This window comes from Pseudoalteromonas sp. ABV4_021 (assembly GCF_056159365.1).
The window spans coordinates 3,037,631-3,061,002 of the sequence record NZ_JBSWVB010000001.1 but is presented as its reverse complement, the minus strand read 5'-3'; the positions used below and the strand labels follow the sequence as shown (position 1 = coordinate 3,061,002).

21 protein-coding genes are annotated in these 23,372 nt (G+C 40.2%); 8 read left to right on the top strand and 13 right to left on the bottom strand.

The window, feature by feature from the left end; translation table 11 throughout:
* The first annotated feature begins 104 nt into the window (after positions 1-104).
* Both ACXAFE_RS14180 and nadE read left to right on the top strand, forming a co-directional pair.
* Positions 105-752 (top strand): YceH family protein, encoded by a 648-nt coding sequence (locus ACXAFE_RS14180; protein WP_475153561.1) that lies wholly within the window; start codon positions 105-107, stop codon positions 750-752.
* A 15-nt stretch (positions 753-767) separates the two neighbouring features.
* Positions 768-1,598: an ammonia-dependent NAD(+) synthetase gene (nadE, locus tag ACXAFE_RS14175; protein WP_475153560.1), complete on the top strand. Its 831-nt coding sequence runs from the start codon at positions 768-770 to the stop codon at positions 1,596-1,598.
* A gap of 64 nt (positions 1,599-1,662) precedes the next feature.
* On the opposite strand, the gene ACXAFE_RS14170 is transcribed toward nadE, so the two are convergent.
* Together ACXAFE_RS14170 and ACXAFE_RS14165 are read right to left on the bottom strand one after the other, a co-directional pair.
* The gene (locus tag ACXAFE_RS14170) at positions 1,663-2,064 is read right to left on the bottom strand and encodes a hypothetical protein (RefSeq protein ID WP_475153559.1); all 402 of its coding nucleotides are present in this window, start codon (positions 2,062-2,064) and stop codon (positions 1,663-1,665) included.
* Between the two features lie 108 nt (positions 2,065-2,172).
* Positions 2,173-4,692 carry a zinc-dependent metalloprotease gene (locus tag ACXAFE_RS14165; RefSeq protein ID WP_475153558.1) on the bottom strand — a complete coding sequence of 840 codons (2,520 nt, stop codon included), beginning with the start codon at positions 4,690-4,692 and terminating at the stop codon, positions 2,173-2,175.
* A 172-nt stretch (positions 4,693-4,864) separates the two neighbouring features.
* Between ACXAFE_RS14165 and ACXAFE_RS14160 the strand changes: the two genes are divergently transcribed.
* The 4 genes from ACXAFE_RS14160 (at position 4,865) to ACXAFE_RS14145 (ending at position 10,178) form a co-directional block, all read left to right on the top strand.
* Entirely contained in the window at positions 4,865-6,940 is a 2,076-nt protein-coding gene (locus tag ACXAFE_RS14160) for a S9 family peptidase (protein WP_475153557.1), read from the top strand.
* A gap of 1 nt (position 6,941) precedes the next feature.
* Positions 6,942-7,532 carry a DUF938 domain-containing protein gene (locus tag ACXAFE_RS14155; RefSeq protein ID WP_475153556.1) on the top strand — a complete coding sequence of 197 codons (591 nt, stop codon included), beginning with the start codon at positions 6,942-6,944 and terminating at the stop codon, positions 7,530-7,532.
* A 128-nt stretch (positions 7,533-7,660) separates the two neighbouring features.
* Complete coding sequence (locus ACXAFE_RS14150) at positions 7,661-8,968, top strand: alpha/beta hydrolase (RefSeq protein ID WP_475153555.1); 1,308 nt, start codon at positions 7,661-7,663, stop codon at positions 8,966-8,968.
* Positions 8,969-9,092: 124 nt separating this feature from the next.
* The gene (locus ACXAFE_RS14145; protein ID WP_475153554.1) at positions 9,093-10,178 is read left to right on the top strand and encodes a GGDEF domain-containing protein; all 1,086 of its coding nucleotides are present in this window, start codon (positions 9,093-9,095) and stop codon (positions 10,176-10,178) included.
* A 29-nt stretch (positions 10,179-10,207) separates the two neighbouring features.
* Here ACXAFE_RS14145 and ACXAFE_RS14140 read toward each other — a convergent pair whose 3' ends face one another.
* The 6 genes from ACXAFE_RS14140 to ACXAFE_RS14115 all read right to left on the bottom strand — a co-directional run bounded on the left by ACXAFE_RS14140 (position 10,208) and on the right by ACXAFE_RS14115 (position 15,021).
* Positions 10,208-10,702 carry a YcxB family protein gene (locus ACXAFE_RS14140; RefSeq protein WP_054979375.1) on the bottom strand — a complete coding sequence of 165 codons (495 nt, stop codon included), beginning with the start codon at positions 10,700-10,702 and terminating at the stop codon, positions 10,208-10,210.
* A 6-nt stretch (positions 10,703-10,708) separates the two neighbouring features.
* Positions 10,709-11,608, bottom strand: coding sequence for a prenyltransferase (locus ACXAFE_RS14135; protein ID WP_475153553.1), 900 nt, complete (start codon positions 11,606-11,608; stop codon positions 10,709-10,711).
* A gap of 9 nt (positions 11,609-11,617) precedes the next feature.
* A complete protein-coding gene (locus tag ACXAFE_RS14130) occupies positions 11,618-12,325 on the bottom strand; it encodes a substrate-binding periplasmic protein (protein WP_475153552.1) in 708 nt (235 codons plus the stop codon).
* A gap of 149 nt (positions 12,326-12,474) precedes the next feature.
* The gene (locus tag ACXAFE_RS14125; RefSeq protein ID WP_475153551.1) at positions 12,475-13,746 is read right to left on the bottom strand and encodes a hypothetical protein; all 1,272 of its coding nucleotides are present in this window, start codon (positions 13,744-13,746) and stop codon (positions 12,475-12,477) included.
* Positions 13,733-14,620, bottom strand: coding sequence for an ABC transporter ATP-binding protein (locus ACXAFE_RS14120; protein ID WP_475153550.1), 888 nt, complete (start codon positions 14,618-14,620; stop codon positions 13,733-13,735). Before ACXAFE_RS14120 ends, ACXAFE_RS14125 begins: the two co-directional genes overlap by 14 nt.
* 2 nt (positions 14,621-14,622) lie before the next feature.
* Complete coding sequence (locus ACXAFE_RS14115; protein WP_475153549.1) at positions 14,623-15,021, bottom strand: GntR family transcriptional regulator; 399 nt, start codon at positions 15,019-15,021, stop codon at positions 14,623-14,625.
* A gap of 66 nt (positions 15,022-15,087) precedes the next feature.
* Between ACXAFE_RS14115 and ACXAFE_RS14110 the strand changes: the two genes are divergently transcribed.
* Positions 15,088-15,405, top strand: a complete 318-nt coding sequence (locus ACXAFE_RS14110; RefSeq protein ID WP_475153548.1) for a DUF4144 family protein — start codon at positions 15,088-15,090, stop codon at positions 15,403-15,405.
* 22 nt (positions 15,406-15,427) lie between these two features.
* On the opposite strand, the gene ACXAFE_RS14105 is transcribed toward ACXAFE_RS14110, so the two are convergent.
* Positions 15,428-17,416, bottom strand: a complete 1,989-nt coding sequence (locus ACXAFE_RS14105) for a winged helix-turn-helix domain-containing protein (RefSeq protein ID WP_475153547.1) — start codon at positions 17,414-17,416, stop codon at positions 15,428-15,430.
* A gap of 164 nt (positions 17,417-17,580) precedes the next feature.
* Between ACXAFE_RS14105 and ACXAFE_RS14100 the strand changes: the two genes are divergently transcribed.
* A complete protein-coding gene (locus ACXAFE_RS14100) occupies positions 17,581-19,815 on the top strand; it encodes a DUF5916 domain-containing protein (protein WP_475153546.1) in 2,235 nt (744 codons plus the stop codon).
* Positions 19,816-19,856: 41 nt separating this feature from the next.
* Here ACXAFE_RS14100 and ACXAFE_RS14095 read toward each other — a convergent pair whose 3' ends face one another.
* The 4 genes from ACXAFE_RS14095 to ACXAFE_RS14080 form a co-directional block, all read right to left on the bottom strand.
* A complete protein-coding gene (locus tag ACXAFE_RS14095) occupies positions 19,857-20,030 on the bottom strand; it encodes a hypothetical protein (protein WP_475153545.1) in 174 nt (57 codons plus the stop codon).
* Positions 20,031-20,052: 22 nt separating this feature from the next.
* Positions 20,053-20,316 (bottom strand): hypothetical protein, encoded by a 264-nt coding sequence (locus tag ACXAFE_RS14090; RefSeq protein ID WP_010561357.1) that lies wholly within the window; start codon positions 20,314-20,316, stop codon positions 20,053-20,055.
* A 107-nt stretch (positions 20,317-20,423) separates the two neighbouring features.
* Positions 20,424-22,304, bottom strand: coding sequence for an ATP-binding protein (locus ACXAFE_RS14085; protein WP_475153544.1), 1,881 nt, complete (start codon positions 22,302-22,304; stop codon positions 20,424-20,426).
* Entirely contained in the window at positions 22,297-23,256 is a 960-nt protein-coding gene (locus tag ACXAFE_RS14080) for an ABC transporter substrate-binding protein (RefSeq protein WP_475153543.1), read from the bottom strand. Before ACXAFE_RS14080 ends, ACXAFE_RS14085 begins: the two co-directional genes overlap by 8 nt.
* Positions 23,257-23,372 lie beyond the last annotated feature (116 nt).

The window sequence follows — 23,372 nt, the reverse complement described above, 5'->3', positions numbered from 1 at the left end:
TTTACCGAATTTCAAAAAACACACGTGTAATTAGTATGTTTTGGTTTTTTCATTTTCTAAATTGCGGTATATAAGAATCACAACTTGTTACTCAAGGAAGTAAGATGGAACTCAATTTAACGCCAGTTGAACAACGCATTATTGGTTGTTTATTGGAAAAACAACAAACCACGCCTGATCAATACCCTCTTTCGCTCAATAGCCTGACTAACGCCTGCAATCAAAAGTCAAATCGTGAGCCTGTAATGGCTTTGTCGGAATCTGACGTACAAGAATGCTTAGATTCACTTGTTGCAAAACGTCTTGTAACGGTTGATGAAGGGTTGTCGGGCCGTGTTAGTAAATATGCTCATCGCTTTTGTAATACAGAGTTTGGTTCAATAAAGCTAACCGATCAGCAAAAGGCGATTATTTGCTTAATGTTGGTACGCGGTGCACAAACGCCCGGTGAACTGAGAACACGTTCTAACCGTTTAGCCGAGTTTAGCAATGTGACTGAAGTTGAAAGTGCCTTAAATGACTTAGTAGAGCAAGATTATGTTGTGAAACTAGAGCGCGAACCTGGTAAACGCGAATCACGCTTTATGCATTTATTTGGTGATGCCGATATTTCTGAACTAACGGCAGTGAATTCGAATGTGCAATCGACGGTTGTGGCTAGCCATCAAAGTGATGAAATGGCACAATTAAGATTAGAAGTCGCTCAATTACGCAGCGAACTTGCAGAGATAAAATCACATCTAGGTTTATAACATTGGAGATAAACAGTGCGCGCTGAAATCATGGCTGAAATGAAGGTACTCCCTTTAATCGATCCACAAGCAGAAATTACACGTCGAATTGCTTTTATTAAATCTAAGCTGGTGGAGTCAGGTACACGCAGTTTAGTGCTTGGTATCTCTGGTGGTGTTGACTCATCAACGTGTGGCAAACTTTGTCAGTTAGCGATTGATGAATTAAACCAAGAAAATGCTACTGATAAATACCAGTTTATTGCCATGCGTTTACCTTATGGTGTGCAAGCAGATGAAGATGAAGCGCAACTTGCTGTTGATTTTATTCAGCCATCAAAGCGTGTCACTGTAAACATTAAGCCTGCAACCGATGGAATGCATTCAGAGGCGCTAGCTGCCCTTGAGACAGCAGGAATTGAGCCACCAGCACAAAGTGCAATTGATTTTACCAAAGGCAACGTAAAGGCACGTCAGCGCATGATAGCGCAATACGAAATTGCCGGGTTAACCCAAGGTTTAGTGGTTGGCACAGATCACAGTGCCGAAAACATCACAGGTTTCTATACTAAATTTGGTGATGGTGCATGCGATTTAGCGCCATTGTTTGGCCTTTCTAAGCGTCAAGTTCGCTTGTTAGCTAAAACGTTAGGTGCACCAGAGTTACTAGTAACGAAAACGCCAACTGCTGATTTAGAGTGTGATCGCCCTGGCCTTGCTGATGAAGATGCACTTGGCGTGAGCTATGATCAGATTGATGACTTTCTAGAAGGTAAGGAAGTATCAAAAGAAGTTGAAGAAAAGCTGATTGCGATTTATTTACGTACCCAGCATAAGCGTCAGCCTATTCCAACAATTTATGATTAATACTTAACAACGTTATGATATAAAAAACCGAGGTTAATCCTCGGTTTTTTGTTGTATATGATTTCTATTTATTGCGTGTAATTCCCAGTGCTAGCTGCATTACTACCTCAACAGGCACTCGGTTAGTATTTTGGTCACTTGGCTTATAAGTCATTTTTGGCATGTCTGTTAGTTGTTGCTGTGTCATCCAATTACTTGGTGTAGTTGAAATCAGCTCTTTTGTAACTTCGTTACCGTTTGAATCGATGACTAGCTTATATGTCATCATTCCAGGTTGATCCGGCATCCAAGAGGGGCGCTTACCATGGAATTTTTTTGGTTTTTGCGGTTGAAATACCCAGTATTTCTTTACTTCAGTTTGCTCTACTTGTATAGGAGCTTGTGTGAAGTAAGGCTCACTTACTTTTTCAGTTGAGTTACATGCACCTAGTATCAGTGTAAGTGAAACTAAAATCGCTTTTTTCATAAATCATATCCTTTGATAATAAGTCCAGCTAATACAATACAATAAAAAAGCCGAACAATAAATGTTCGGCTTTTCAGGTTTTTGCCTAAAATAGCTTAGCGATATTAATTACGCTTTTAATGCTTTCTCAATTAGCATATCAATATAGGCTTTTTGCGCTTTCGCAGCATCTGACGCGCCCCAAGATAGGCTTGTACCTTGAATATCTTGTAGTTGCTTAAATGCAGCTGCTTTTGCCAAGTTATCGTGCTTTGATGGCTTGTTGATACCCGCAATTTTAATTAACGACTGCACATACTCAGTTTGTACGTTGTGGCTTACTGATGAAGCTGACTTTGCGTCAACAAAAACGGCAGCGGTTAAGTCATTTAAGAAGCTGTTCACATCGTATTCGTTACCGTATTTTGTGGTATCCGAAATACGCGTCATTACATTTGGGTGTAATAGCTGAGCTAATACATTCTTTTGCATGCGCAGTACCATAGCGTGGTACTTAGGATCTTCGTTTTTACCATAATGACTAAAGCCGCGACGCTGGTGTTGCATCTTGTTAAGCAGAGGCTCCATTGCTGATAGTGTATCTGGTGCAAATACATGATCAGTTAATACGTTCATTGCCTCTTTTTGTTTAGCAAGTGGCACTGGCGTGTAAGGTTGTGTATTACTACCAACATTGTCACGCTCAACATAAACACCGCCAATGTAACGTGATACAACGCCTGCTTGAGCGCGATATTGACCAAATAGCATATTTGCTTTGATCAGCAGCTCTTGATACGACTCACCGTCATTTAGCGCTGTTTGCTCAAGTTTACCGAATGTTTGGTTTACTAATTCCATACGATCTTTGGCATATGCCACTGCGTTTGATGACATATCGCCAATCATTACGCGTGGGTCGATATGTCGACCTGGTGCGCGCATATCATCGGCATCATTACCAAATGCTAAACCGTGTTCGCTAGAGCGTTTTAAAATTGATTCTAAACGCGCCGCTTCTGCCGCAGCATCAGTTAAACCTTGTGAGTAACCATACTCAATTGCCCAATCATCGTAAGGGCCTGGCTTATCTTGGAAGTAATCGCCTTGGGTCATGCCTTTTGGTGCAATGTTCGCTGGCGTATAGTCCATTACTGAACCGGTTAAAATACCTTGCGTTTTAGCTTTGTCATGAACTTCTTTTTCGTTCCACAAAATTGACGCTTTCATATTGTGGTTAAGACCAAGCGTATGGCCAACTTCGTGAAGAATAAGCATTTTTAAGCCTTGCTCTAAAATTTCTTTCTTCTCGATATCGGTTGTTGCTAGTGAGTTAGCTAACATCATGCCTTGTTGTAATTCATGACCTTGGCTGCAATGTAACCCTTCTTGGCTTGCTATCTCATGGTTGTGGGCGCTTGATGATGCCGCTTGGCTGTATAAGCTGTCCATCATCCAACGGTTTTTCATAAACACGTATTCAAGCATGATGTCAGAACCTAAAATTTGGCCTGTTAGTGGGTTTGCAAGTGATGGGCCGTAACCGCCAAATGGAGGACGTGGTGAAGAGGTCCAACGTAATACGTTGTAGTTAATGTCGCCTGCGTCCCAATCAGCATCGTCTGGCTGTACTTTTACTTCAATAGCGTTTTTAAAACCCGCTTTTTCAAATGCTAAGTTCCATGCTAATACGCCCTCTTTTACTGTTTCGCGCCATTCAACAGGTGTAGTGTTTTCAATCCACCAAGTAATTGGCTTAACAGGCTCAGAAATAGCGGCATTAGGATCTTTCTTAACGAGATTCCAACGGTTAATGTAATCTTGATATGGCGCCCAGTCGCTAGTGGTCATGTCGTCAAATTGCTGACCAAAATAGCCAACGCGAGAATCATCTTTACGTGGTTGGTAATCGTTTTGTGGCAATTCAATAAATGAGTGCTGCACTTTTACCGATACAGTTCGTGGGTCGGTTACCGATTTTGTACCACGCACGCTTGGGTTGGCATTTTTAAATACATAATCAACAACGACATCTAAGTTGTTTGTGTAATTACGGTTACTAAGAATACGCGATTTTTTGTCGTCTAGCTTACCTGGGTTAAAACGCTTTTTAGCGTTTTTATCACCAGCGCGTTTCCAAGGAGATACCTTATGCAGTGCTTCGCTTTTAAATAACTTATCTACTTTAAGCGCAAACTTGCCTTCTTCTTCTTTTTCAATTTTTAAGCTTGCTAATACAGCTTCACTGATATTTGCATCGCTTGCTTTGGCAATTGCATTATTAGGATCAAACTTATAGCGTGGTGTTTTGCTTATAATATCAATGCGGTTGAAGTGACGGCGGAACTCAATTAATTTGGTTTCGCGGTAAGAGCCACGTACGTGGCCTGCATCAATTACTCCGTCAACCGTATGTGCAAAGTAAACGTAAGGCTTATTTAAGTTTGCCTCACTAATAACCATCATGGTTTCGCCGGTTTTCTTATCTTGATAAAGATTAAATAACCCTTCAGAAGCGGTTTTTTTCTCAAGCATTTCTGCGAGTGTTTTATCTTTCTTTTCGTCTTTTTTCTTGTCGTCTTTTGCCATTGCTGCGCCGCTGGTGGCGAAGCTTAGTGCTACAGCAAGTGTAAGTAGCTTTAATTTCATTGTGTTTCCCTTGGTACCTTCAAAGTGAAATTTTTTGTTTTTATCAATAAATGAGTCTACCCAAAGCAAAAATGGATTTAAAACGTAAAAAGTAACTTAATGTTAACGATGCTTAATTTTGCTAAACTGCGGCTATTACTAACGCTAATACTTTGGGTTTACTGCTCACTCCATGACAACTTTACGTTTAGACCGTACACCTAGTGCACCAATTGCGACTAAAACAGCAAAAACACTTCGTTCACACAATCAAGAACGCATAGACAACTACTACTGGATGCGCGATGACGCACGCGCTGACCAAGCGGTGCTTGATCACTTAACCGCTGAAAATAGCTATTGCGATGCAGTATTAAAACCAAGTGAAACACTGCAAACTGAATTGTTTGAAGAGCTTAAAGGCCGCATTGAAAAAGATGACAGCACCGTACCAGTAAAAGACGGTAAGTATTGGTATCACAGCGAAGTAACTGGTGACGAAGAATATGCGCGTCATTACCGAGCCACCAGCGCGACTGGCGATAATAAAACTCTTTTATTAGATGTTAATATGCTTGCTAGTGAACATGAGTTTTACGACTTAGGTGAAATTGGCATTAGCCCAAATGATGAATTACTAGCCTATTCAGAAGATACCGATAGTCGCCGCATTTACACCGTACGTTTTAAGCATATTGATTCAAATACCTATTTAGACGATGTACTTGAAAATACTGAAGGCCAAATTATTTGGGCCAATGATAATAAAACAGTATTTTATGTAAGGAAGGACTTACAAACTCTGCTCGGCTATCAAGTCTATCGTCATGTGCTGGGTACATCGCAAAATGATGATGTGCTGGTTTATGAAGAAGACGATCACAGCTTTTACATGGGGCTTGGCAAAAGCCGTGACGATAGCCTACTGATGATAGATCTTGCAGCTACCGAAACTACCGATTGCTTGGTACTTGATGCGAATAATCCAATGGGCGAATTTAAACGCTTAATTCCTCGTGAAGAAAACCATATTTACGATATTGATAAGTTGGGCGACGAATACGTTATTTATTCCAACTGGCAGGCGAAGAACTTTTGCATTTTTACTGCTACGGCGCAAACTATTCAAGACAAATCACTGTGGCAATCGTTTGTGGCGCACCGTACTAATGTACTGGTTGAAGGTGTTGAGTTATTTACTCAGTTTAAAGTCGTGACAGAGCGCGAATTGGGCCAAATTCGTTTTGTTATCTACCCAAATAACGGTGAGCACTTTGCCCTTGCCTTTGACGACCCATGCTTTTTTGCCGGTATTGGTGATAACCCAGAGCCAAATACCGATAAAGCGCGCATTTTTTATTCGAGCTTAACGACACCGAGTAGCTTATTTGAGTTTGATCTAAATACGGGTGAAAAACGTATATTGAAGCAGCAAAAAGTCTTAGGTGAATTTGATGCTTCAAACTATCAAGCGGAACGCTTGATGATCACTAGCCGCGATGGTGTCGATATTCCTGTGTCGCTGGTGTATCGTAAAGATTCTTTTAAACAAGATGGTACAAATCCGATTTATCAATATGGTTATGGTGCTTATGGTATTACTATCGATCCCAACTTTTCTGCGCATAACTTAAGCTTACTCGACAGAGGATTTGTTTATGTCATTGCCCATGTACGCGGCTCTGAAATGCTTGGCCGTGAATGGTACGAGCAAGGTAAAATGCAACATAAGCAAAATAGTTTTAATGACTTTATCGATGTAACACGAGCGCTGGTTGAAAGTGGTTATGGTGCTAAAGATAAAGTGTTTGCTTCGGGCGGCAGTGCTGGTGGTTTATTAATGGGTGCTGTGGTTAATCAAGCACCAGAACTTTATTTAGGTATTGATTGCACAGTGCCTTTCTTAGATGTGTTAACCACTATGTTAGATGAAAGCATTCCACTAACAACAAATGAGTATGATGAATGGGGTAACCCAAATGAACGCGATGCCTATGAGTGGATTAAAGCGTATTCACCATACGATAATATTAGCGCGCAAAACTACCCGAATATTTTAGTAACAACCGGTTTTCATGACTCGCAAGTTCAGTATTGGGAACCGATGAAATGGGTTGCCAAGTTACGTGAATACAAAACAGATAATAACTTACTCTTATTTAAAACTGATATGGACAGTGGTCATGGTGGCGCATCTGGACGCTTTAAAAGCTTAAAAGAGCGTGCACTAGTACTCGCTTTCTTCCTTTCGTTACTTTCAGAGAAATAGTATGCAGCCCTACTCTAAAGCCTGTGAGAATAATAAAGATCCGATTTTATCCATTCTTAAATCGGCATTTTCTAATGCAACCAGTGTTTTAGAGATAGGTTCAGGTAGTGGGCAACACGCGGTGTATTTTGCCCCTGCACTTGCTCACCTTAGTTGGCAAACCAGTGATGTGTTGGCAAATCATCAAGGTATGATGGCATGGCTTGATGCCTTTCCAGCACCTAACTTATTGCCGCCGTTGGCGCTTGATATTGCAGAGCCCTGGCAAATAGCACAGCACGATGGCATGTTTACCGCCAATACCCTGCATATTGTTAGCCCTCAACTTGTTGAAGCGTTTTTTGATAAAGTGAACCGCTTTTTAATGCAAAATGGCACGCTGTGTATTTATGGCCCATTTAACTACCATGGTGAGTTTACATCACTGTCAAATGCAGAGTTTGACCAATGGTTAAAAGTGAAAGACAACACCCGCGGTATTCGAGATTTTGAATGGATCTGCCAACTAGCAGAAAAAGCGGGTCTTGAATTGATTACCGATCACGAAATGCCAGCAAACAATCGTTTGCTAGAGTTTATTAAGCGTTATTAACGTTCCCACCAAGCGAATTTCCAGGCATTGTTTACATTCGTATAAGTTATTAGATAATTTTAGATCAGCTTATCTTGTAAATTGAGGTAGTATTTTGTTATTCCAATAAAAACCTAAAGGTTGGTTTGATGAGTAACGTATTTAAAATATTAGGCATTTTACTATTTTTTATAAGTGCCAGTAGCTTTGCAAATTGCTTATCTCAAAGTGCGGACGTTAAGTTAATCAACCACTCAATTAGCGAGGGTAGCTATCGATTTTTAGCTAAGTCAGATGTTGCTAAAGTAGTTGATTTATCCGACCTTAATTTCGAAGGTTATTTAGTTCAAACCGAGCAGCAAATAACAGCGCTTAACCCCCGTGCAAATGTACCTTGTCCAGTTAATAACTATGTTTTAAACCAGCAAAATATTAGCGCACCAACCATTACTGATTTAGTAAAGCCGTATCAGTTAACGCACGCAAATAGCGATAAAGTGGTGCTGCTAATCCATGGTTTAACCGATTCGCCATATAGTTTTCATGATTTATCCGCGTTTTACCACCAGCAAGGATTTAATGTACGTACTGTGTTGTTGCCAGGTCATGGCACTGCAGCAGAACATTTACGCTATGTTGATTACAACGATTGGCGCGCACTTAGTGCATTTGCGATTGAACAATCACTTAATGATTTTGAGCAGGTATATTTGGGCGGCTTCTCAACGGGTGCCGGTCTTATTTTAGATTATATGCTTACGCGAAAGTCTCTGAGCCCTAAACTGTCTGGTGTAATGTTGTTTGCGCCAGCGACAAAGGCTAAAAATTCAATGTCGTGGCTAGCGCAATATATTGACTATGTGCCTTTTTTAAATTGGCTTGATAAAGACGCAGATATTGATTTTGCTAAGTATGAATCATTTCCGATTAATGCCGGTGCACAAGTACATCATTTAATGAGCGATGTGTATCCATTGAAAAAACGTCATATTACGCACAATGTACCTATGTTTGTTGCCGTGCCTGAGCATGATATGACGATTGATACTACCGCGACTCTTGATTTACTGCTCCAGTGGCAGCGTAAAACCCCTACGCCACTCACTTTGGTTTATTACGGCGAACGTAACAACGCAAATCAGCTGAGCGCATTTGAAAATGTAAAACTAGTAACACCTCAGTGTATGCCAAAGTGTGATGACCAACTACAAATGGCTCATACTGCAATTCCAAATGCGCCAAGCAATATCCATTATGGTGAGCATGCAGTATATCGAAACTGCGGCCATTACTTGGCGGACGCAGAAAAATACAATGCTTGCAAAGTAACGCCCAATATTCCAGCTTCAGAAAAAACACCGCTTGCTGGGCAAAAGCATGTGCTTTTTCAACGCTTAAGCTACAACCCTTATTATTCTGAATTAACTAATGAACTTGCACTGTTTTTAGCTAAATAGTGTTACGTGGCTTGGTATTGTGCGAGATTAGCTTTTTACCAAGTCTGCATTAAACTTAGTGCTAGTTGTTCGGCACTCGAATGCACTTAGTTAACTTCTACAACAATAAATATAAAAATTAAAAATGCAGCAAAATAACTCTCATACAACCGAGCTATGGCGAAGCTTTATTGAAGTTGATGGCTTACACAGCGCCGAACTAAAACGCCGAGTTTTTTCGTTTTTGGCAATGTCTGGTATCGCTTTGGTAGTGTTTTCGGGGCTATTGTTAGCGAATTTTCAAACCTACCCGTGGCTTTTGAGCATTACTTTATTGGGCGCACTTATTGCCGTATTTATTAATGTGGTTATCTATTTTAGTACTCGACAACTTAAATATTGCAGTATTGGCATTGCGTTAACGGTATTGCTACTAAGTATTTTATTGGTTTACACCGGCGGAAAGGAAAATACTGCGCTTTATTGGATTATGTTTTATCCGGTTGTGGTGTTTACTATGTTAGGCGTGCGTTTTGGCTTGTTGTTAACAGCATTTGCGATCGGTGCTATTGCGTTTCAGTTATATGGCCCAGATTTTGGTCAAGCAAATTATGGTCACGTTGAAAAATCTAGATTTTTATCGGGTTTTTCGCTGGTGGTATTTTTTGCATTTATTAGTGAATATTTTCGCGATAAAAGTCATCAAGCTATTACTAATATTACCTACAATCAAAAACAAAAAGCCAATACCGATGCGTTAACGGGTTTGCCAAACCGTCGATTTATTGATGCGATTTTCTTAACTAAAATGGAAAAATCGACGGCGGAATTTCTGCCAATGACGGTAATAATGTGCGATATCGATCGCTTTAAAGCGGTAAACGATAATCATGGCCATGATGTTGGTGATAAAGCGCTGATGCACATAGCAAAACTGATGCAAAATCAATTGCGTTATTCAGATGTAGTAGCTCGTTATGGTGGAGAAGAGTTTATTATCTGCTTGCCCCACGCATCGATGCGTCAAGCTGTGCAAATCGCAGAAAAACTAAGAAAGAATATTGAAGATCATCCGGTTAATTTGGAAAGTGGCGAAAATTTAGCGCTAACTGCCAGTTTTGGGGTGGCAGAAGTACATTCAGTGGTTGCCTTTTACAATGCGGTAAAACAAGCTGACGAGGCCTTGTATAGCGCTAAGCGAAATGGCCGCAACCGTGTCGCAACGCTTTAGCACCAATGGATAACACGGCAAATACTGTGTTATCGCGTTATCTTCACCTTATAAACTGCAATCTGCTTTTCAATGTAGCTTTCGCTGTCTGCTGGCATAAATGCTTTTGAAAGATAAGTTTGTTGGCCTTTGTAATTAACAAACAGCATGCCTTTTGGTGTGTGAATGATTTCTTTGATCTGATCCCATTCAAGCAGTGACTCGGTATAGGGGTTTTTACTTTCAATGCCATCTTCATTTAGGGTGATTGTGACAGTCGAGTTAGATGCCCTGCTCCACATCTGGCGCGTAAGCCACCAAGGACGGCGATAGTAGAAACTAATAAATTCTAAAATGCCTAAACCAACCATAATGTAAGGTGCTACACCACCAATATCGGTAAAGATAATAAGCCCCATTCCTATGCCAATAAAACTGCCTGCAAAACCGTATTTTGGTGTTTGGTGAGGACTGTGTGGCAGTGATTCGTCAAAACACTCTTCAAGGTATGCTTTGTCGAGCGTGAATTGGTAACTAATGGTCATTGGTATTTAACTTTTACTCATAAATAAAGCGAGAGATAACATTAATGGCGTAAGGTTTGCTGCAGCAGCTACCATACCCATCGCAGGCAAATGCTGTGCTATGTTATCGCCTAAACGGCACAAGTATACCAAGGAAACCAAACAAAGTACGATAGGCAGTAAAGCGATTAATGCAAGCTTAGGCAGTAAACCAATTTTTACTAAATATACTAAGCCAGCAAATGCCGTAAACAATGACAGCGCAAATACCCAGCGAGCAACGTTAACGCCATAGTGAATAGCAATATGATTACGACCGGCTTCTCGATCAGCTTTTATATCAGGTAGCTGATTTATTAGTAATAAATTATTGGTCACCAAAAATGGTACTAAGGTGATGGCTAATAATGACAAATGCCACTCACCTGTTTGCACTACATAAGCGCCAATAGGCATTAAAATAGCAAAGCCGATACCCGGCGCAATAAAACATAACCAAGGGTGTTTATTCAGTACCTTGGTATAACTCACCACTATCAATAGACCAAGCAAACCAATTGGAACTAGCGCAGCGCCAATGCGAAAAATAAAAAATACACCGATTAATATCACCGCAATTACAGAGCCAACAGCGTATCGCTTAACTATCGGGGCGAGAGTTGGGTTTTGTTTTAATAAACCGCTGCCACCGCTAAAAGGCGTGCGGTTGGTATTTAAATCTAAACCACTTTGAAAATCCTGATATTCATTGATGGTATTCACCGCAATTGCTGCGAGTATTGCGCCAAGCACGCTTAGTAGCGCATCGAACATATCAATGGTTTTGCCTTGATAAGCACAGTATGCGAGTCCAACTAAACACGACAGCGGCGCTAGCGTTAAAAACGGTGGGCGAATGGCGGGCAGCGCGGCTATGTATTTATTCATGGCTCATTCCTAATTAAGTTTATATTCTTCCTTAAGCGCGAGATGCTGATTTTTCAATTTATCTAAACTCGCTTGAAATGCTTCAACTATTTCATCGGGGGTATCTTTACTAAAGGCAATGTAATCATCAATCACCTTCAGCAATAGAATACGCTGAAATAGATTGCTGCCAAGCTTTCTTTGTTTTATAGCGGCGTTTAACCCTGAGCGTGAAATTGCTAATAGGTCGACACGCTTTGCTTTGAACAAAGCTAGCGCATCACCCATACTTTTAGCAGCAAGAATCTGTTGATGTGGAAAATCAGTTTCGTAGATAAGACTTTGCGTTACGTCATTGCGAATAACCGCAATAGATTTATCATAAACTTGCGAAATATCGGTAATAAACAAGCGGGTGTTCGGCTGCGCAATAATGTAATACTCAGCGGTAAATAACGGCCCTACCCATTTAAATTTTGCTGCACGATCAGCTGTTTTAGACATGGCGAATAATGCGGTATTTGGTTTATCGCTAATTTCTTTATAGCCGCGTGCCCAAGGCACAACTAATATAGGTTGCTCGGCGATACCTTGATCGTGCCAAATGAGTTTTAATAAATCGACCGATAAGCCGATTAATTGGTCGTTGTAATAATAACTTGAAGGCGGGTAAAGCTCGGTATAGTAAGTGATTGGATGCGTTTTTTCTGCAGCCGCAAGGTGATGCGTGATAAGCAAACAACTCGCAACAAAAGCTAAACTAATTTTTATATTTAAAAATCGAAAGAACGGCACTGCACTACATAATTACTACTTTTATTTTACTCTAGCTTATTGAATTACATAGAACAATGCATTTTATTCAATCATCTTTGACCTAGTACAAGTTAATTGATAATTCTTTCAAGTGGTTGGCGCATCGCCAATTGTTGCGTGAAATACCGCATTGGAATAGTAATCAAGGCAACCAAAATACAAATCAAATAAATACTAAGCTGCTCACTGGTGTAATGTACTAGTCCAAACACACCGACTTCTAATACACAAATCACAGCAAAAAGAGCGATATTCTTTAGATTTATACAGCCTGAAAAGTATACGATTAATAAAGGCGCAAACGCTAAAAACATTGTTGTTGCAAATACGGTTAAAAATACGATTTTCATTGCTTCTTGCGCATCTTGCTTAAATAAAGTGATGGCAAACATTGCAGCAAAAATAAGCACTGTATTACGCAATACCACTTTATCAAATGCGTAAATAATGTGTTTGATCAACTGACTAGTGCTGTCAAAACAGTGAGCTATCGATTTTATTTGATGTTTAAGCTGGTTGAATTCTTGGTAAACCGGAAATTGGCACCCGAGCACGAGCGATAACAACATAAAGTTTATAAGTACTTCGTTATCTGTGGTCGCAAATAAAAAGCCAAAAATCGCGGCAAAATAGCCACCTAAATAGCCAATTTTCGTTTGTGGGTAACATACTGCCCACGCGATATCTTTGTTAAATGACTTTTTAAATTTAGCGGTAAAAGTAGCTAATTTTTGGTTCCACCAAATGACTGATTGGCGGTCAGTTGGTACTAAAGTTTTACTGAGTTTAGTTCTGCCTGTTGGTGACTGAAAGGCGCTATAGATTGCGTAGCAAGCGGTTAAAAAAATGATTATTTGGGTTATTTCATGCGTTGCTTCAAACATCATTAAAATTAATAGGGATGAGCTAAACAAGTTACGCAAAATATTGTGTACAACTGATCCGCTCGAGTTTACTAGTAGTCCAATAATCGAAAAGCTAACCGGTATTAAAATGTAATGGAGTGAAAGCTCACTGCTCAATGTAATAAACGAACTCACTAGTAATGCACCAATCACCGCTAAAATAAGAGCACTTTTTAATATTGAGAAACGGTAAAGCGTATTTACAGCCCATAGGTAATGCGTTTTTAGTTTTGCCAACCCAATTCCCAGCAAAAAGCCAAAAAATAGTGATGGCAAACAGGTTATTAGCAAATAGGTTTTTACATAGCGAAAGGTGCTTGGGTCGAGCGATTTTTGCAGCCACAACACATTAAATACGACTGAAAGCACAAGCATAAATGGCAGTGTTACTGTGCCACTGCGCATTAAAATCCACGCGTTTGATTTAAACAAACTCATTTGCCACCTCCAAATACCAGTCTTCTAGGTTGATTGGCAGAATCGTGGCATCAATATCGTAAAAAGCACACCACTCGTCTATCGGCTTTTTCAATGGTGCAATAATGCAAGTGTTGGTTGTGTCACCAAATTGTTGAATTCTGCTAATCGACGTGTCTTTTTCCAGCAGGTTAACTTTTGATGTGTTTGTAAAGCTAAGTTTGGCAATGCTTGCCTTGAGCGCATCAAGCTCGTAGTAGTGGCGGATCACACCAAATTGCAGTACCGCAACGCGATTGGCGATGCGTTCTAAGTCAGACACAATATGAGTTGAGAAAATCACCGTAGTACCGTGTTCACAGCACAAATCGATCACTTCTTTTAAAAAGGCGCGGCGCATATTGGGATCAAGGTGTGCAACAGGCTCGTCTAAGATCAGCAGTTCAGGGCGAATTGATAATGCCTGCACCACATCTAGCATTTGTTTTTGGCCACCAGAAAGCTTGCCAATTACCTGATCATGGCTGATGCGCCAGCGCTTTAGCAAAGTTTCGCAATAGGCTTTATCCCACGATGGAAAAAACTGACTAATGTAATCAATGTATTGCGCTACTTTCATCCATTCAAATGCAGAACTGGTTTGCGCTACATAGCCAATTTTTTGTTTTTTACTTTGTGGTAATTCATGCCATTCATAATCCCATAGTTTAATTGTGCCTTGATCTAATTGGCGCAGGCCCATAATCGATTCTAATAGGGTGCTTTTACCGGCGGCATTTTTTCCAAGTAAGCCAACAATATCGCCTTCGTTAACTTGCCAATTCAGTTTATCGATTACGCGCAAGCTTTTGTATGATTTGATGGCCTTTTCGATGGTGATAATAGGTTGAGTCATAGTTACGTCCTGTTGCTTAGCGCAGAAAGTGCATTTTGTACTAGGGTTATAATCGCGTCGTCAGAAAGCTTTTGCTGCTTTGCTAACGTTAAAAATTGATCTCGCTGAGTGAGCAGTGCATCACTGTAATTACTAATGTTGTGTTGCTCGGCAACCAACATGCCAATGCCTTTTCGTCTTTCCAGCACACCTTGTTGTTCTAATTGCGAGAATGCTTTAGAAATCGTCATTGGATTTACTTGTAAGCTAGATGCCATTACACGTACCGAAGGCAACTGTTGACCCGGTTGTAACAATCCCGCACGAATGCCCTGCTTGGTTTGCTCCATCACCTGACGATAAAGCGCACTCGATGCTTGGGTATTTATGGTGTAAATTGCATGAATTAAATCTATGCTCATAGTGTATTAGTAATTTATAGGTGTATTAATACACTAATACAGTTTAAAATTAAGTCAATAAATAAAATGAAATTAATTGCAACGCTCAACTACCCTGTAGTGATCCATTATTGCGGTGATGATGAATTGGAATATGTTGAAAGCCAGCATCAGATGCGAGATTTACTGGGCAGTTTAGTGATAAATGACGGTGTGATTGATAGCAGCGGAAACTACTATCGTGTTATCAGCAATAGCGAGCTTTTACAGATAAATTCATTCAACTTAGAAGAATTCACACTGTTACTGCAAAAACATGCCTTTGCTTTAGCAAATTGCTGTATTACTAAAATGCATTTTGCCAGTTTTGAAGAAGGTTTTTCCTTTGTTAAACAAAGCGGTTAACCCTAGTTAACCTGAGATCGAGTTAGTTAATTTGCTCTGGCGATAAGCGCTTAATATCACCTTCGATAGCTTCCATGCGTGCAATAGTGAGTTGCTCGTACGGGTCAATATCAAAATGCCAAATTAAATTACCTTGTTTTACCAGTGTAATATCGTTTGGGTTAGTAAGATCAAGTCGCCAAATTTTATCTTGCTTTGACCATGATGATTGCCAATACAGTGCATTGTTTTTAATGCGAATATTGTGCAATAAATTCGTTTGCTCGCGGCTAAGTTTTGCTAGATTTTCGCCGTTTTCTGTTAAATCTATTTTGCTAATTAATTGATTGTCTTGTAGCACTAACCAACGGCTATTACTGCTATCGAAATAGGCAAACTGTGCATTTAAATCAATGCTTTTAAGCATTCTGCCTTGTAAATCATAGAGCTGTATTTTAGTGCCATCAAAGGCGTAAACCGTTTGTATATCATACCAGCCGGCATTTTTTATAGTGCTATTTAGCTCAGTAGTAAACTGCAAAATCAGGCTTTTACGATCGTATAACGCTAAATCCATATCGCGGTTCGACAGCAGCATGCTTAAATCTGGGCGCCATTCTAAAAACTTAACGTATTCATAGCCCTTGTGATTAGAAAGGCGTGTTACCTTGTTGTCGGCATGCAAATACACTTCGCACACGCCGCTGCGACGCGACATAAATGCGGTTTCACCTAAACTATTACTGACAGGTAAATAATCGATGCTTGAGGTTGAGAAAATCGGCAAGTTGTCTTTATCTCGAATATTCACCTGCCAGCTTTCAATTGCGGTGTAGATATCACCGTTTTTATCAATTGAAGCACTGGTGAAAAGACCTTGAGCGGTGTTGTAAATAGGGTAGCTTTGACCATCGCGGTGCGTTGCTATTAAGTTGTGGCGCTGACTTTCATCGTTACTGACAATGGCACCGTTATTTGGGTTATAAGCTACAAGCCAAACTGGAAATGGCCAGCTCAGTGCTTCTTTGCCATCGAGTGACACCAGTTTGCTGGTGTGGTCAATATAATTAAATAGAAAATAAACGCGATTGTCCCATGCCGAAATAGCCCCTTTATACTCAGCTTGAGCAGGGCGCTCAAGTGGCATCGCAATAAGTTCTTCGGTACCAATGCGGTACAAGTAGGGCACTAATACACCTTGCTGTAAGATGCTTAAAATAAGCTCGTCATTTGATTTCCAAACAGGCGGTTTTGCAGACTCACACACTATGCCGTTAGCGCGATGGCTAGTGGCACCTTGCGGTGAAATAATTGAAAGCTCACATTTATCTTCAATAAATTGCCAATACGCTAATAGCTTTCCTTTGTGTTGCCAAGCGGGAAAACCAACACGATGGGCAAAGGTGCGATTGAATAACTGTTGGCCCTGCTTATCTGTGATGGTGAGCGTTTTGATATCTTTAATGTACGCCATTAAATCGTGTTCGCGATGTACGCTTACATCAAATTCTAACCCTAAATCGTAGCTCACATCATGAAGTTCATAATGCGGAATTTCAAACTCACTTTCTTGGCTATTAAAAAACGCCCAAACGCTAAAACACACGACTAAAATAGGCAGTGCAGCCAAAAGCGGGTGAAACTTTCGACTACTGCGTTCTATGGTTTTTACTTGTGCTGGCGCATTGCTAACAAGCTCAACATCGGCAATAAAACAGTAGCCTTTTTTGGGCACTGTTTTTATAAAGCGAGGGTTACGTGAGCTATCACTGAGTAGTTTTCGCAGCTTAGTTAACAGTTGATACAGACTGTTTTGTTCAACTATGGTGTTTGGCCACAACGCGGTTTGAATGTGTTCTTTTGAGATAACTTGCTGCGCATTATTTATTAGCATGGCAAGTAACTGAGACACTTGAGGCTCAAGTTTTTCTATCTGACCTGTTTGCCATAGGCAAAGCTCATCTTTAGCTGCATTAAATTCAAACTCTGCAAATCTAAATGTACCTTGTCTTGGGGGATGAGCGTTTTCCATAGCTGTTTAAACAGGCCTTTTGTAGTTTTAATAACAAAAATACGGTTTTGCAGATTAAAGTCAATAAATATAAGACTTCTAGCAGCTTTATTAAGAAAAAAATCAGCTTTTTAAGCAGCTTTTTCTGCTGATATGTAATGCAAATAAACCGCATATGAGCCGTTATGAAAAATCCGTTAATTTACTCTTTTACACTTGTGAGCTTTGCCACACTGGCCGAGCAATCGGCAATCACATTAGATGGTCAGCTCGCTGAAAATATATGGCAGGATGCCACTCAATACCAAACCTTTTATCAGGTAGTGCCAGCCACCTTGTCAGAACATAAAAACAAAGTGGAAGGGCGAGTCTACAGCGATGAAAAAGGCATGTATATTGGCATGATTAATTATCAGCCAAAGGAGCAGCGTAAAAAGCAATACAATTTGCAAGATGCGTTTATGCAAGCTGATTTCAATCGCTTTGTTATCGATTTCTCAGGCGATGGCAGTGGCGCGTATTTGTTTGCGGTAACGCTGGGTGGCGGTATTCAAGATGCGGTACTAACGCCGCAATTAGCAACCGATTATGATTGGGATGGCGCTTGGCAATCTGCATTTTATGAAGCTGATGATTTTTGGTCAATAGAAGCGTTTATTCCATGGCATGCAGTGTCGTTTCGCCATAAACAAGATGACAACGGCTACTCTCAAGTGGGTGTATCGCTTCAGCTTTATGATTTAGCGAAAAACTATATTTATGGTTCGCAGCCACAAACCACCGGCAATAGCGATTTTTACATTGAAATGCCAAAAGTGCAGGTAAAAATACCACAGAGTCAGCAGTGGGCATTTGTGCCTTATGCCAGCTATTCAAATGATTTTGTGGCGAATGATGGCGATGCAAACTTAGGGTTTGATTTAGTTTATAAGCCGAATCACCACCAAAAGTTAAGTGTTGCGGTGAATCCTGATTTCGGTCAGGTCGACAGTGACGAAGTGGTGCTGAATTATTCTGCAGTGGAAACACTGCGCACTGATAAGCGTCCGTTTTTCACTCAAGATATTAGTGTGTTTAGCATTCCGTCTGAGCGCAATACAAAGCTTATTCACACTCGTCGTATTGGTGCAGGTAGCGATGATAACAGTGAATTAATTACACCAATTGATGTGGCTGCGCGTTTTGTCCATCAGGGCGAAAATTTGCAGTTGGCGGGTTTTGCTGTAGCGGAAGATAATCTAGCCTCAGACGCGGGCAAAGACTTTTATGCAGGGCGCATTAATTACACTCAGCAAACGGCGCAACGAAATTGGCAAACCGGGGTGTTGGCAACTAAAACCAAGCGCCCATGGTTAGATAGAGACGCCTACAGTTATGCTTGGGATAGTCAGTATCAAAGTGATACCTGGTCAGGCCAGGTTGCATTAATGCACACGGATATAAGCGAGCAGGGAGTAAGCACGCAAGGTACGGGTATATCACTAAATGCAAAGTACCAATTTAATGTAAATACATCAATTTCAGCTAATTACTTAAGACTTGATGATAGTTTTGATAATAACGACTTAGGTTACAGCGAACGTAATAATTGGCGTGCTAGTGAAATTAACTTTAGCCATGCTATCAACACTGACAATAAGTGGTTTAATCGCGTGCTACAAAAGGCCAGTATTAATTATCACACCGATGATACTGGCTTAAAGCTAACCAGTAATCCGCAATATCTAGTCAACCTAAATTTAGAAAACGGCGGCCAATTTGAAACCATAATTAATTACTACGCAGGAGCATGGCACGACAACTTAGGCTATGGCACAGACGCAGTTTATGTTGATGATAATTGGACTTCTCGCGTGATGTACATTAGTCCTTATACAGGCATGTTTAGCTGGGCGGCGAGTTACCAAAATGATCAAGAAGGGTTACATGGACGCGCTGATCAGTACGCTGTTGATTTAACGTTAATGCCTCACCCAAATTGGCGCATAGCATTTAATAATTACTTTCGTACTGGTGATGGTTGGCTGGTAGCAAATCAACAAAATGTGATTACTGAATATGACCGAGATTACTACGCAAACCACATTAAAATTTCAGGTTTAATTTTAGACAATCTTGAATTCAGTTCGACCTTTCAGTGGGCGAGTTTGAAGGCGCAAAGTAAGCAGGTTTATCGTGTTTCGCAAAATGGTTTGCAAGCCGACACTCGCGATACCAGCTTTGATGATTCGCGTTTCAACTTGCAATTAAAACTGCGCTATAAAATGGGCGCGTATTCAGATATTTATTTGGTTTATGGACGTGGTGGTAACGAATTAATTGAACGCGATTTAACTAACAACCGCTTTGCAACACTAGAAAGTAGTTGGCAGCAGCCCGATCAAGAGTTTGTTACATTTAAAGTGCGCTATCTGTTTTAACTTGTACCTTTAGCTAACACCAAAGCAAAAACCTAACTGCCCTAGGTTTTTGCTTTTTTCTTGCCTTTTACAAGCTTTATCCAAAACGCTAGCTCAAACAACACACCTAATACAATTACCAAAAAAGTACCGCTTTGAAACGAAACTGTATAAAAGAAAATGGCCGTGATAAGCAGTGCCGCTAAAATTAGGTAGTGAGTAACAGTTGAAAACATATCGATTCCTTAAGTTGTTTTCTTACGCGTTGGCTTTAAATAGCAACTGATTTTGGCCTGCCGACTTTAAATAAAAGCGAATTTCTTGGCCTAATCGTGTTGTTACCTGGCTGATAATAAAATCACCCATTTTTTCAAGCTTAGCTAAGTAGTTAGTGCGATTTTTAAATGACTGCTTAATTAAGGTTTGCTTTTGTCCGTTGATATAAAGCTTTGCATCCTGCTGATCATTTTTTGTTAAGCGTATTTGCTGTCCAGCTAACACTAATTTATATGTTTTAAGCATAATGCCTCCTTAATTCGTTAAGGCTAGACTAAGCAAAATTTAAAAACGATGAGCTTAAAAGTGTTTAAAGGCGATATTCGGTGATAACTGGATTTATTTAACCTGACTTATGGGCGATTGGCCCATTGATTGATCATATTGAGTAAGTCTTTTTCAACCAAAGGTTTAGATAAGAAGTCATTCATACCAGCGGCTAAACACTTATCTTTGGTTTCATTCTGATTGCTGGCTGTTAACGCAATAATGGGGGTATTAGTATCAAATTCGCGTATTTGCTTAGTGGCATCAAAGCCATCTAATTCAGGCATTAGGCAGTCCATGAAAATAATATCAAATTGCTGTTCTTTTGCCTTCGCTACGGCTTCAAGACCATTATTTGCTGTTGTTACAGTATGTTCAGCAAGCATCGCTTTTGCGATATGTTGGTTTAATGGCACATCGTCTACCAGTAAAATAGCTGCATCGACTACTTTTTCAATATTGTGTGCGGCGTCTAGGTTAAGCTCTGGTTTTTCAGCTTCATCACACGGTAAAGTCACAACAAAACGTGATCCTTGGCCAAGTTTACTGGCAACTTCAATTGCGCCATTCATTTGTTTTACTAGGGCATTACAAATGGCTAAACCTAGACCTGTGCCGCCATATTTACGGGTTGTACTGGCATCTGCTTGAACAAACTTAGTGAATAAGGAGTCAATTTGCGCTTCGCTTAAACCTATGCCGGTATCAACAATGGTGATGGTGAGTAAATATTTGCCTTGCCCTGTTGCGGTTAATTCTACCGACACCGACACAGTGCCTTGCTCGGTAAATTTAATCGCATTACTAATTAAGTTGATTAATACCTGTTTTACGCGCACATCATCAAGTGCCACATAAGATGTTTGATTAGTATAATTTGCGATAATACTAACGTCTTTTTCCATCGCCGATGCATTAAACATATCGACAACGTTTTTTAGCATTTGATTGATTTCACACGGCACAGGGTGAAGCACAAGTTTGCCTGCTTCGATTTTCGAGATATCTAAAATATCATTAATGGTTGCGAGCAATTGCTGCCCCGAGCTGGTGATCACATCAAGTTGTTGCTGTTGTTGTTCGGTCATTGATGTTTTGGCAAGCAGTGTTGCTGTGCCAAGTACACCATTTAGCGGCGTGCGAATTTCGTGACTCATTACGGCGAGGAAATCAGACTTAGCTTGCGCGGCCAATTGGCTTTTTTCGGTTTCTTTCTTTAATTCGGCCTGTTTGGTTAGCAAGTTATCGAGCAAATCGTTATATGCATTGACCAGTTCGCCAATTTCATCGCTGCGTTGAACCGATACTTTTTTTGGTTTACGAGATTTAATCCCAGCGCGAATAGAGTTTAATAATTGATATAGCGGCACAATTGCTTGGGAGCGAATCACATAAATACTCATTGCCATGGTGATTGAAAAGCCAAATAGGGCAGCGAAGAAAATATATTGGTTAGACAGCGCGATATAGTTGCCTAATTGTTTAGTGTTTATCACCAAAATAACAATTAGATCTTCAAGTGCGCGGCGGTCTTCTGATACCGCTTCAAAGCTGGCTAAATAAATAAGCTGGTTATCAAAATAAAAGTAATCGGGCGCTTGGTTAAAGTTTAGGTTATTGAGTAGTTGGCTAAAGCGAAAGTGAGAAGAGGTAAAGGATTCGCCAATTAATTCTGCTTGGTTGCTTGCTAAAATAACCCCTGAATCTGCTTTGGCAATAAGTACATGATCCACTGCATCGTTTGCACCGATTGCACTTGTAACGCGTTTAAAGTTTGCGGTGCTAATGCGATTGGCTGTGGCAACAACAATGCTTTCAATAATTAACTCGGCTTCATGCTTCATCATTGCTTTAGAAAGCTGGGTTGCATTGTGTTTATTAAACAATACTAACCCCGCCAACACGGTGATATAGATAATACTGAGCAGTAAAGTTATTCGCTTTCCGAGCGTTAAGCCTTCAGTCACTTAATTTCCCTATAGATAAAAACTGCGAGAGCGCTTTGCACTCAAAATTTATACTATTTGTTTCATTTAGCACAGTACACACTTGCTGCATGTTTTGCGATAAGCCTTTTGGCGAGAGTATCTCTCGCTGCTCATTTGCGGGGAACACCTTTAAATCCTGAAAAGCTGCGGCAAATTCATCCGCACTGATGCCTTCACGTTTAGCCATAATATTGTTTGCTTCTATTGGATGTTGCTTTGCGTAATCAAGAGCCGCTTGCCATGCTCCATGAAAGCGTTTTATCCACTCTGGATTTTGTTCAACGAGACCACTTGAAACCGTTACCACATCTAAAATCGTTTTAGGTATTTCACGCGAATCAAACACCTTTTGTAACTCAAATTCATTTAATAGTAAGTTGGAATAGGGAGGATAGGTTACGTAAGCGTCGATAATATCTTTATCAAATGCGTTGGGCGCATCAAGCTGCTCAGTGTTTAGCATTTCAATGTCATTCAATGCTAAGTCGTGCTTTGCTAGGGCTTGATGCAAAAAGAATGAACCTAGTGAACCAAGCTCAACACCTACACGTTTATTTTTAATTTGGCTAAACTCGCTAATGTCCGGCTTTGCTAAAATCATATCGCCGCCGTTTGAATAATCCGTTACTAATACAATGGATATCTGCTTTTTATGCTGCGCAGCTAGCGATACTGCTTCGATCATAGTACTGGTCATGGCATTTGCTTTACCTTGTCTGAAAAAGCGTTTTACTTCAGCTAATGACGGTGCTTCAATGATTTCTATATCTAATCCTGCTTGTTTAAATAGCCCTTTTTCATTCGCTAAATATAAAAACTCGTAACCTGGCCATGGATTGATTGCCAATTTGATTTTTGGATTATGAGGCTGAGAGCATGAGCTTAATACCAAGCTTGTAAAAATAAGTAGTATCAGGTGGATTGGTTTCATTTTTTGTCTTCGCCTAACGCTTTTTTATTTAGTATAGAAAACCTTGTGATAAGTGGTGTAAATCAAAGTAAAAATATGAAATTCTTCAATATTCTAAAATATTCAGCTGTTTATTT

Bases quoted from the DNA above. Each gene is read 5' to 3' on its own strand.
- ACXAFE_RS14150 (WP_475153555.1), top strand. From the start codon at position 7,661: ATGAGTAACGTATTTAAAATATTAGGCATTTTACTATTTTTTATAAGT.
- ACXAFE_RS14125 (WP_475153551.1), bottom strand. From the start codon at position 13,746: ATGAGTTTGTTTAAATCAAACGCGTGGATTTTAATGCGCAGTGGCACA.
- ACXAFE_RS14180 (WP_475153561.1), top strand. From the start codon at position 105: ATGGAACTCAATTTAACGCCAGTTGAACAACGCATTATTGGTTGTTTA.
- ACXAFE_RS14120 (WP_475153550.1), bottom strand. From the start codon at position 14,620: ATGACTCAACCTATTATCACCATCGAAAAGGCCATCAAATCATACAAA.
- ACXAFE_RS14170 (WP_475153559.1), bottom strand. From the start codon at position 2,064: ATGAAAAAAGCGATTTTAGTTTCACTTACACTGATACTAGGTGCATGT.
- ACXAFE_RS14100 (WP_475153546.1), top strand. From the start codon at position 17,581: ATGAAAAATCCGTTAATTTACTCTTTTACACTTGTGAGCTTTGCCACA.
- ACXAFE_RS14110 (WP_475153548.1), top strand. From the start codon at position 15,088: ATGAAATTAATTGCAACGCTCAACTACCCTGTAGTGATCCATTATTGC.
- ACXAFE_RS14080 (WP_475153543.1), bottom strand. From the start codon at position 23,256: ATGAAACCAATCCACCTGATACTACTTATTTTTACAAGCTTGGTATTA.
- ACXAFE_RS14140 (WP_054979375.1), bottom strand. From the start codon at position 10,702: ATGACCATTAGTTACCAATTCACGCTCGACAAAGCATACCTTGAAGAG.
- ACXAFE_RS14135 (WP_475153553.1), bottom strand. From the start codon at position 11,608: ATGAATAAATACATAGCCGCGCTGCCCGCCATTCGCCCACCGTTTTTA.
- ACXAFE_RS14155 (WP_475153556.1), top strand. From the start codon at position 6,942: ATGCAGCCCTACTCTAAAGCCTGTGAGAATAATAAAGATCCGATTTTA.
- ACXAFE_RS14090 (WP_010561357.1), bottom strand. From the start codon at position 20,316: ATGCTTAAAACATATAAATTAGTGTTAGCTGGACAGCAAATACGCTTA.
- ACXAFE_RS14145 (WP_475153554.1), top strand. From the start codon at position 9,093: ATGCAGCAAAATAACTCTCATACAACCGAGCTATGGCGAAGCTTTATT.
- ACXAFE_RS14160 (WP_475153557.1), top strand. From the start codon at position 4,865: ATGACAACTTTACGTTTAGACCGTACACCTAGTGCACCAATTGCGACT.
- ACXAFE_RS14115 (WP_475153549.1), bottom strand. From the start codon at position 15,021: ATGAGCATAGATTTAATTCATGCAATTTACACCATAAATACCCAAGCA.
- ACXAFE_RS14105 (WP_475153547.1), bottom strand. From the start codon at position 17,416: ATGGAAAACGCTCATCCCCCAAGACAAGGTACATTTAGATTTGCAGAG.
- ACXAFE_RS14165 (WP_475153558.1), bottom strand. From the start codon at position 4,692: ATGAAATTAAAGCTACTTACACTTGCTGTAGCACTAAGCTTCGCCACC.
- ACXAFE_RS14095 (WP_475153545.1), bottom strand. From the start codon at position 20,030: ATGTTTTCAACTGTTACTCACTACCTAATTTTAGCGGCACTGCTTATC.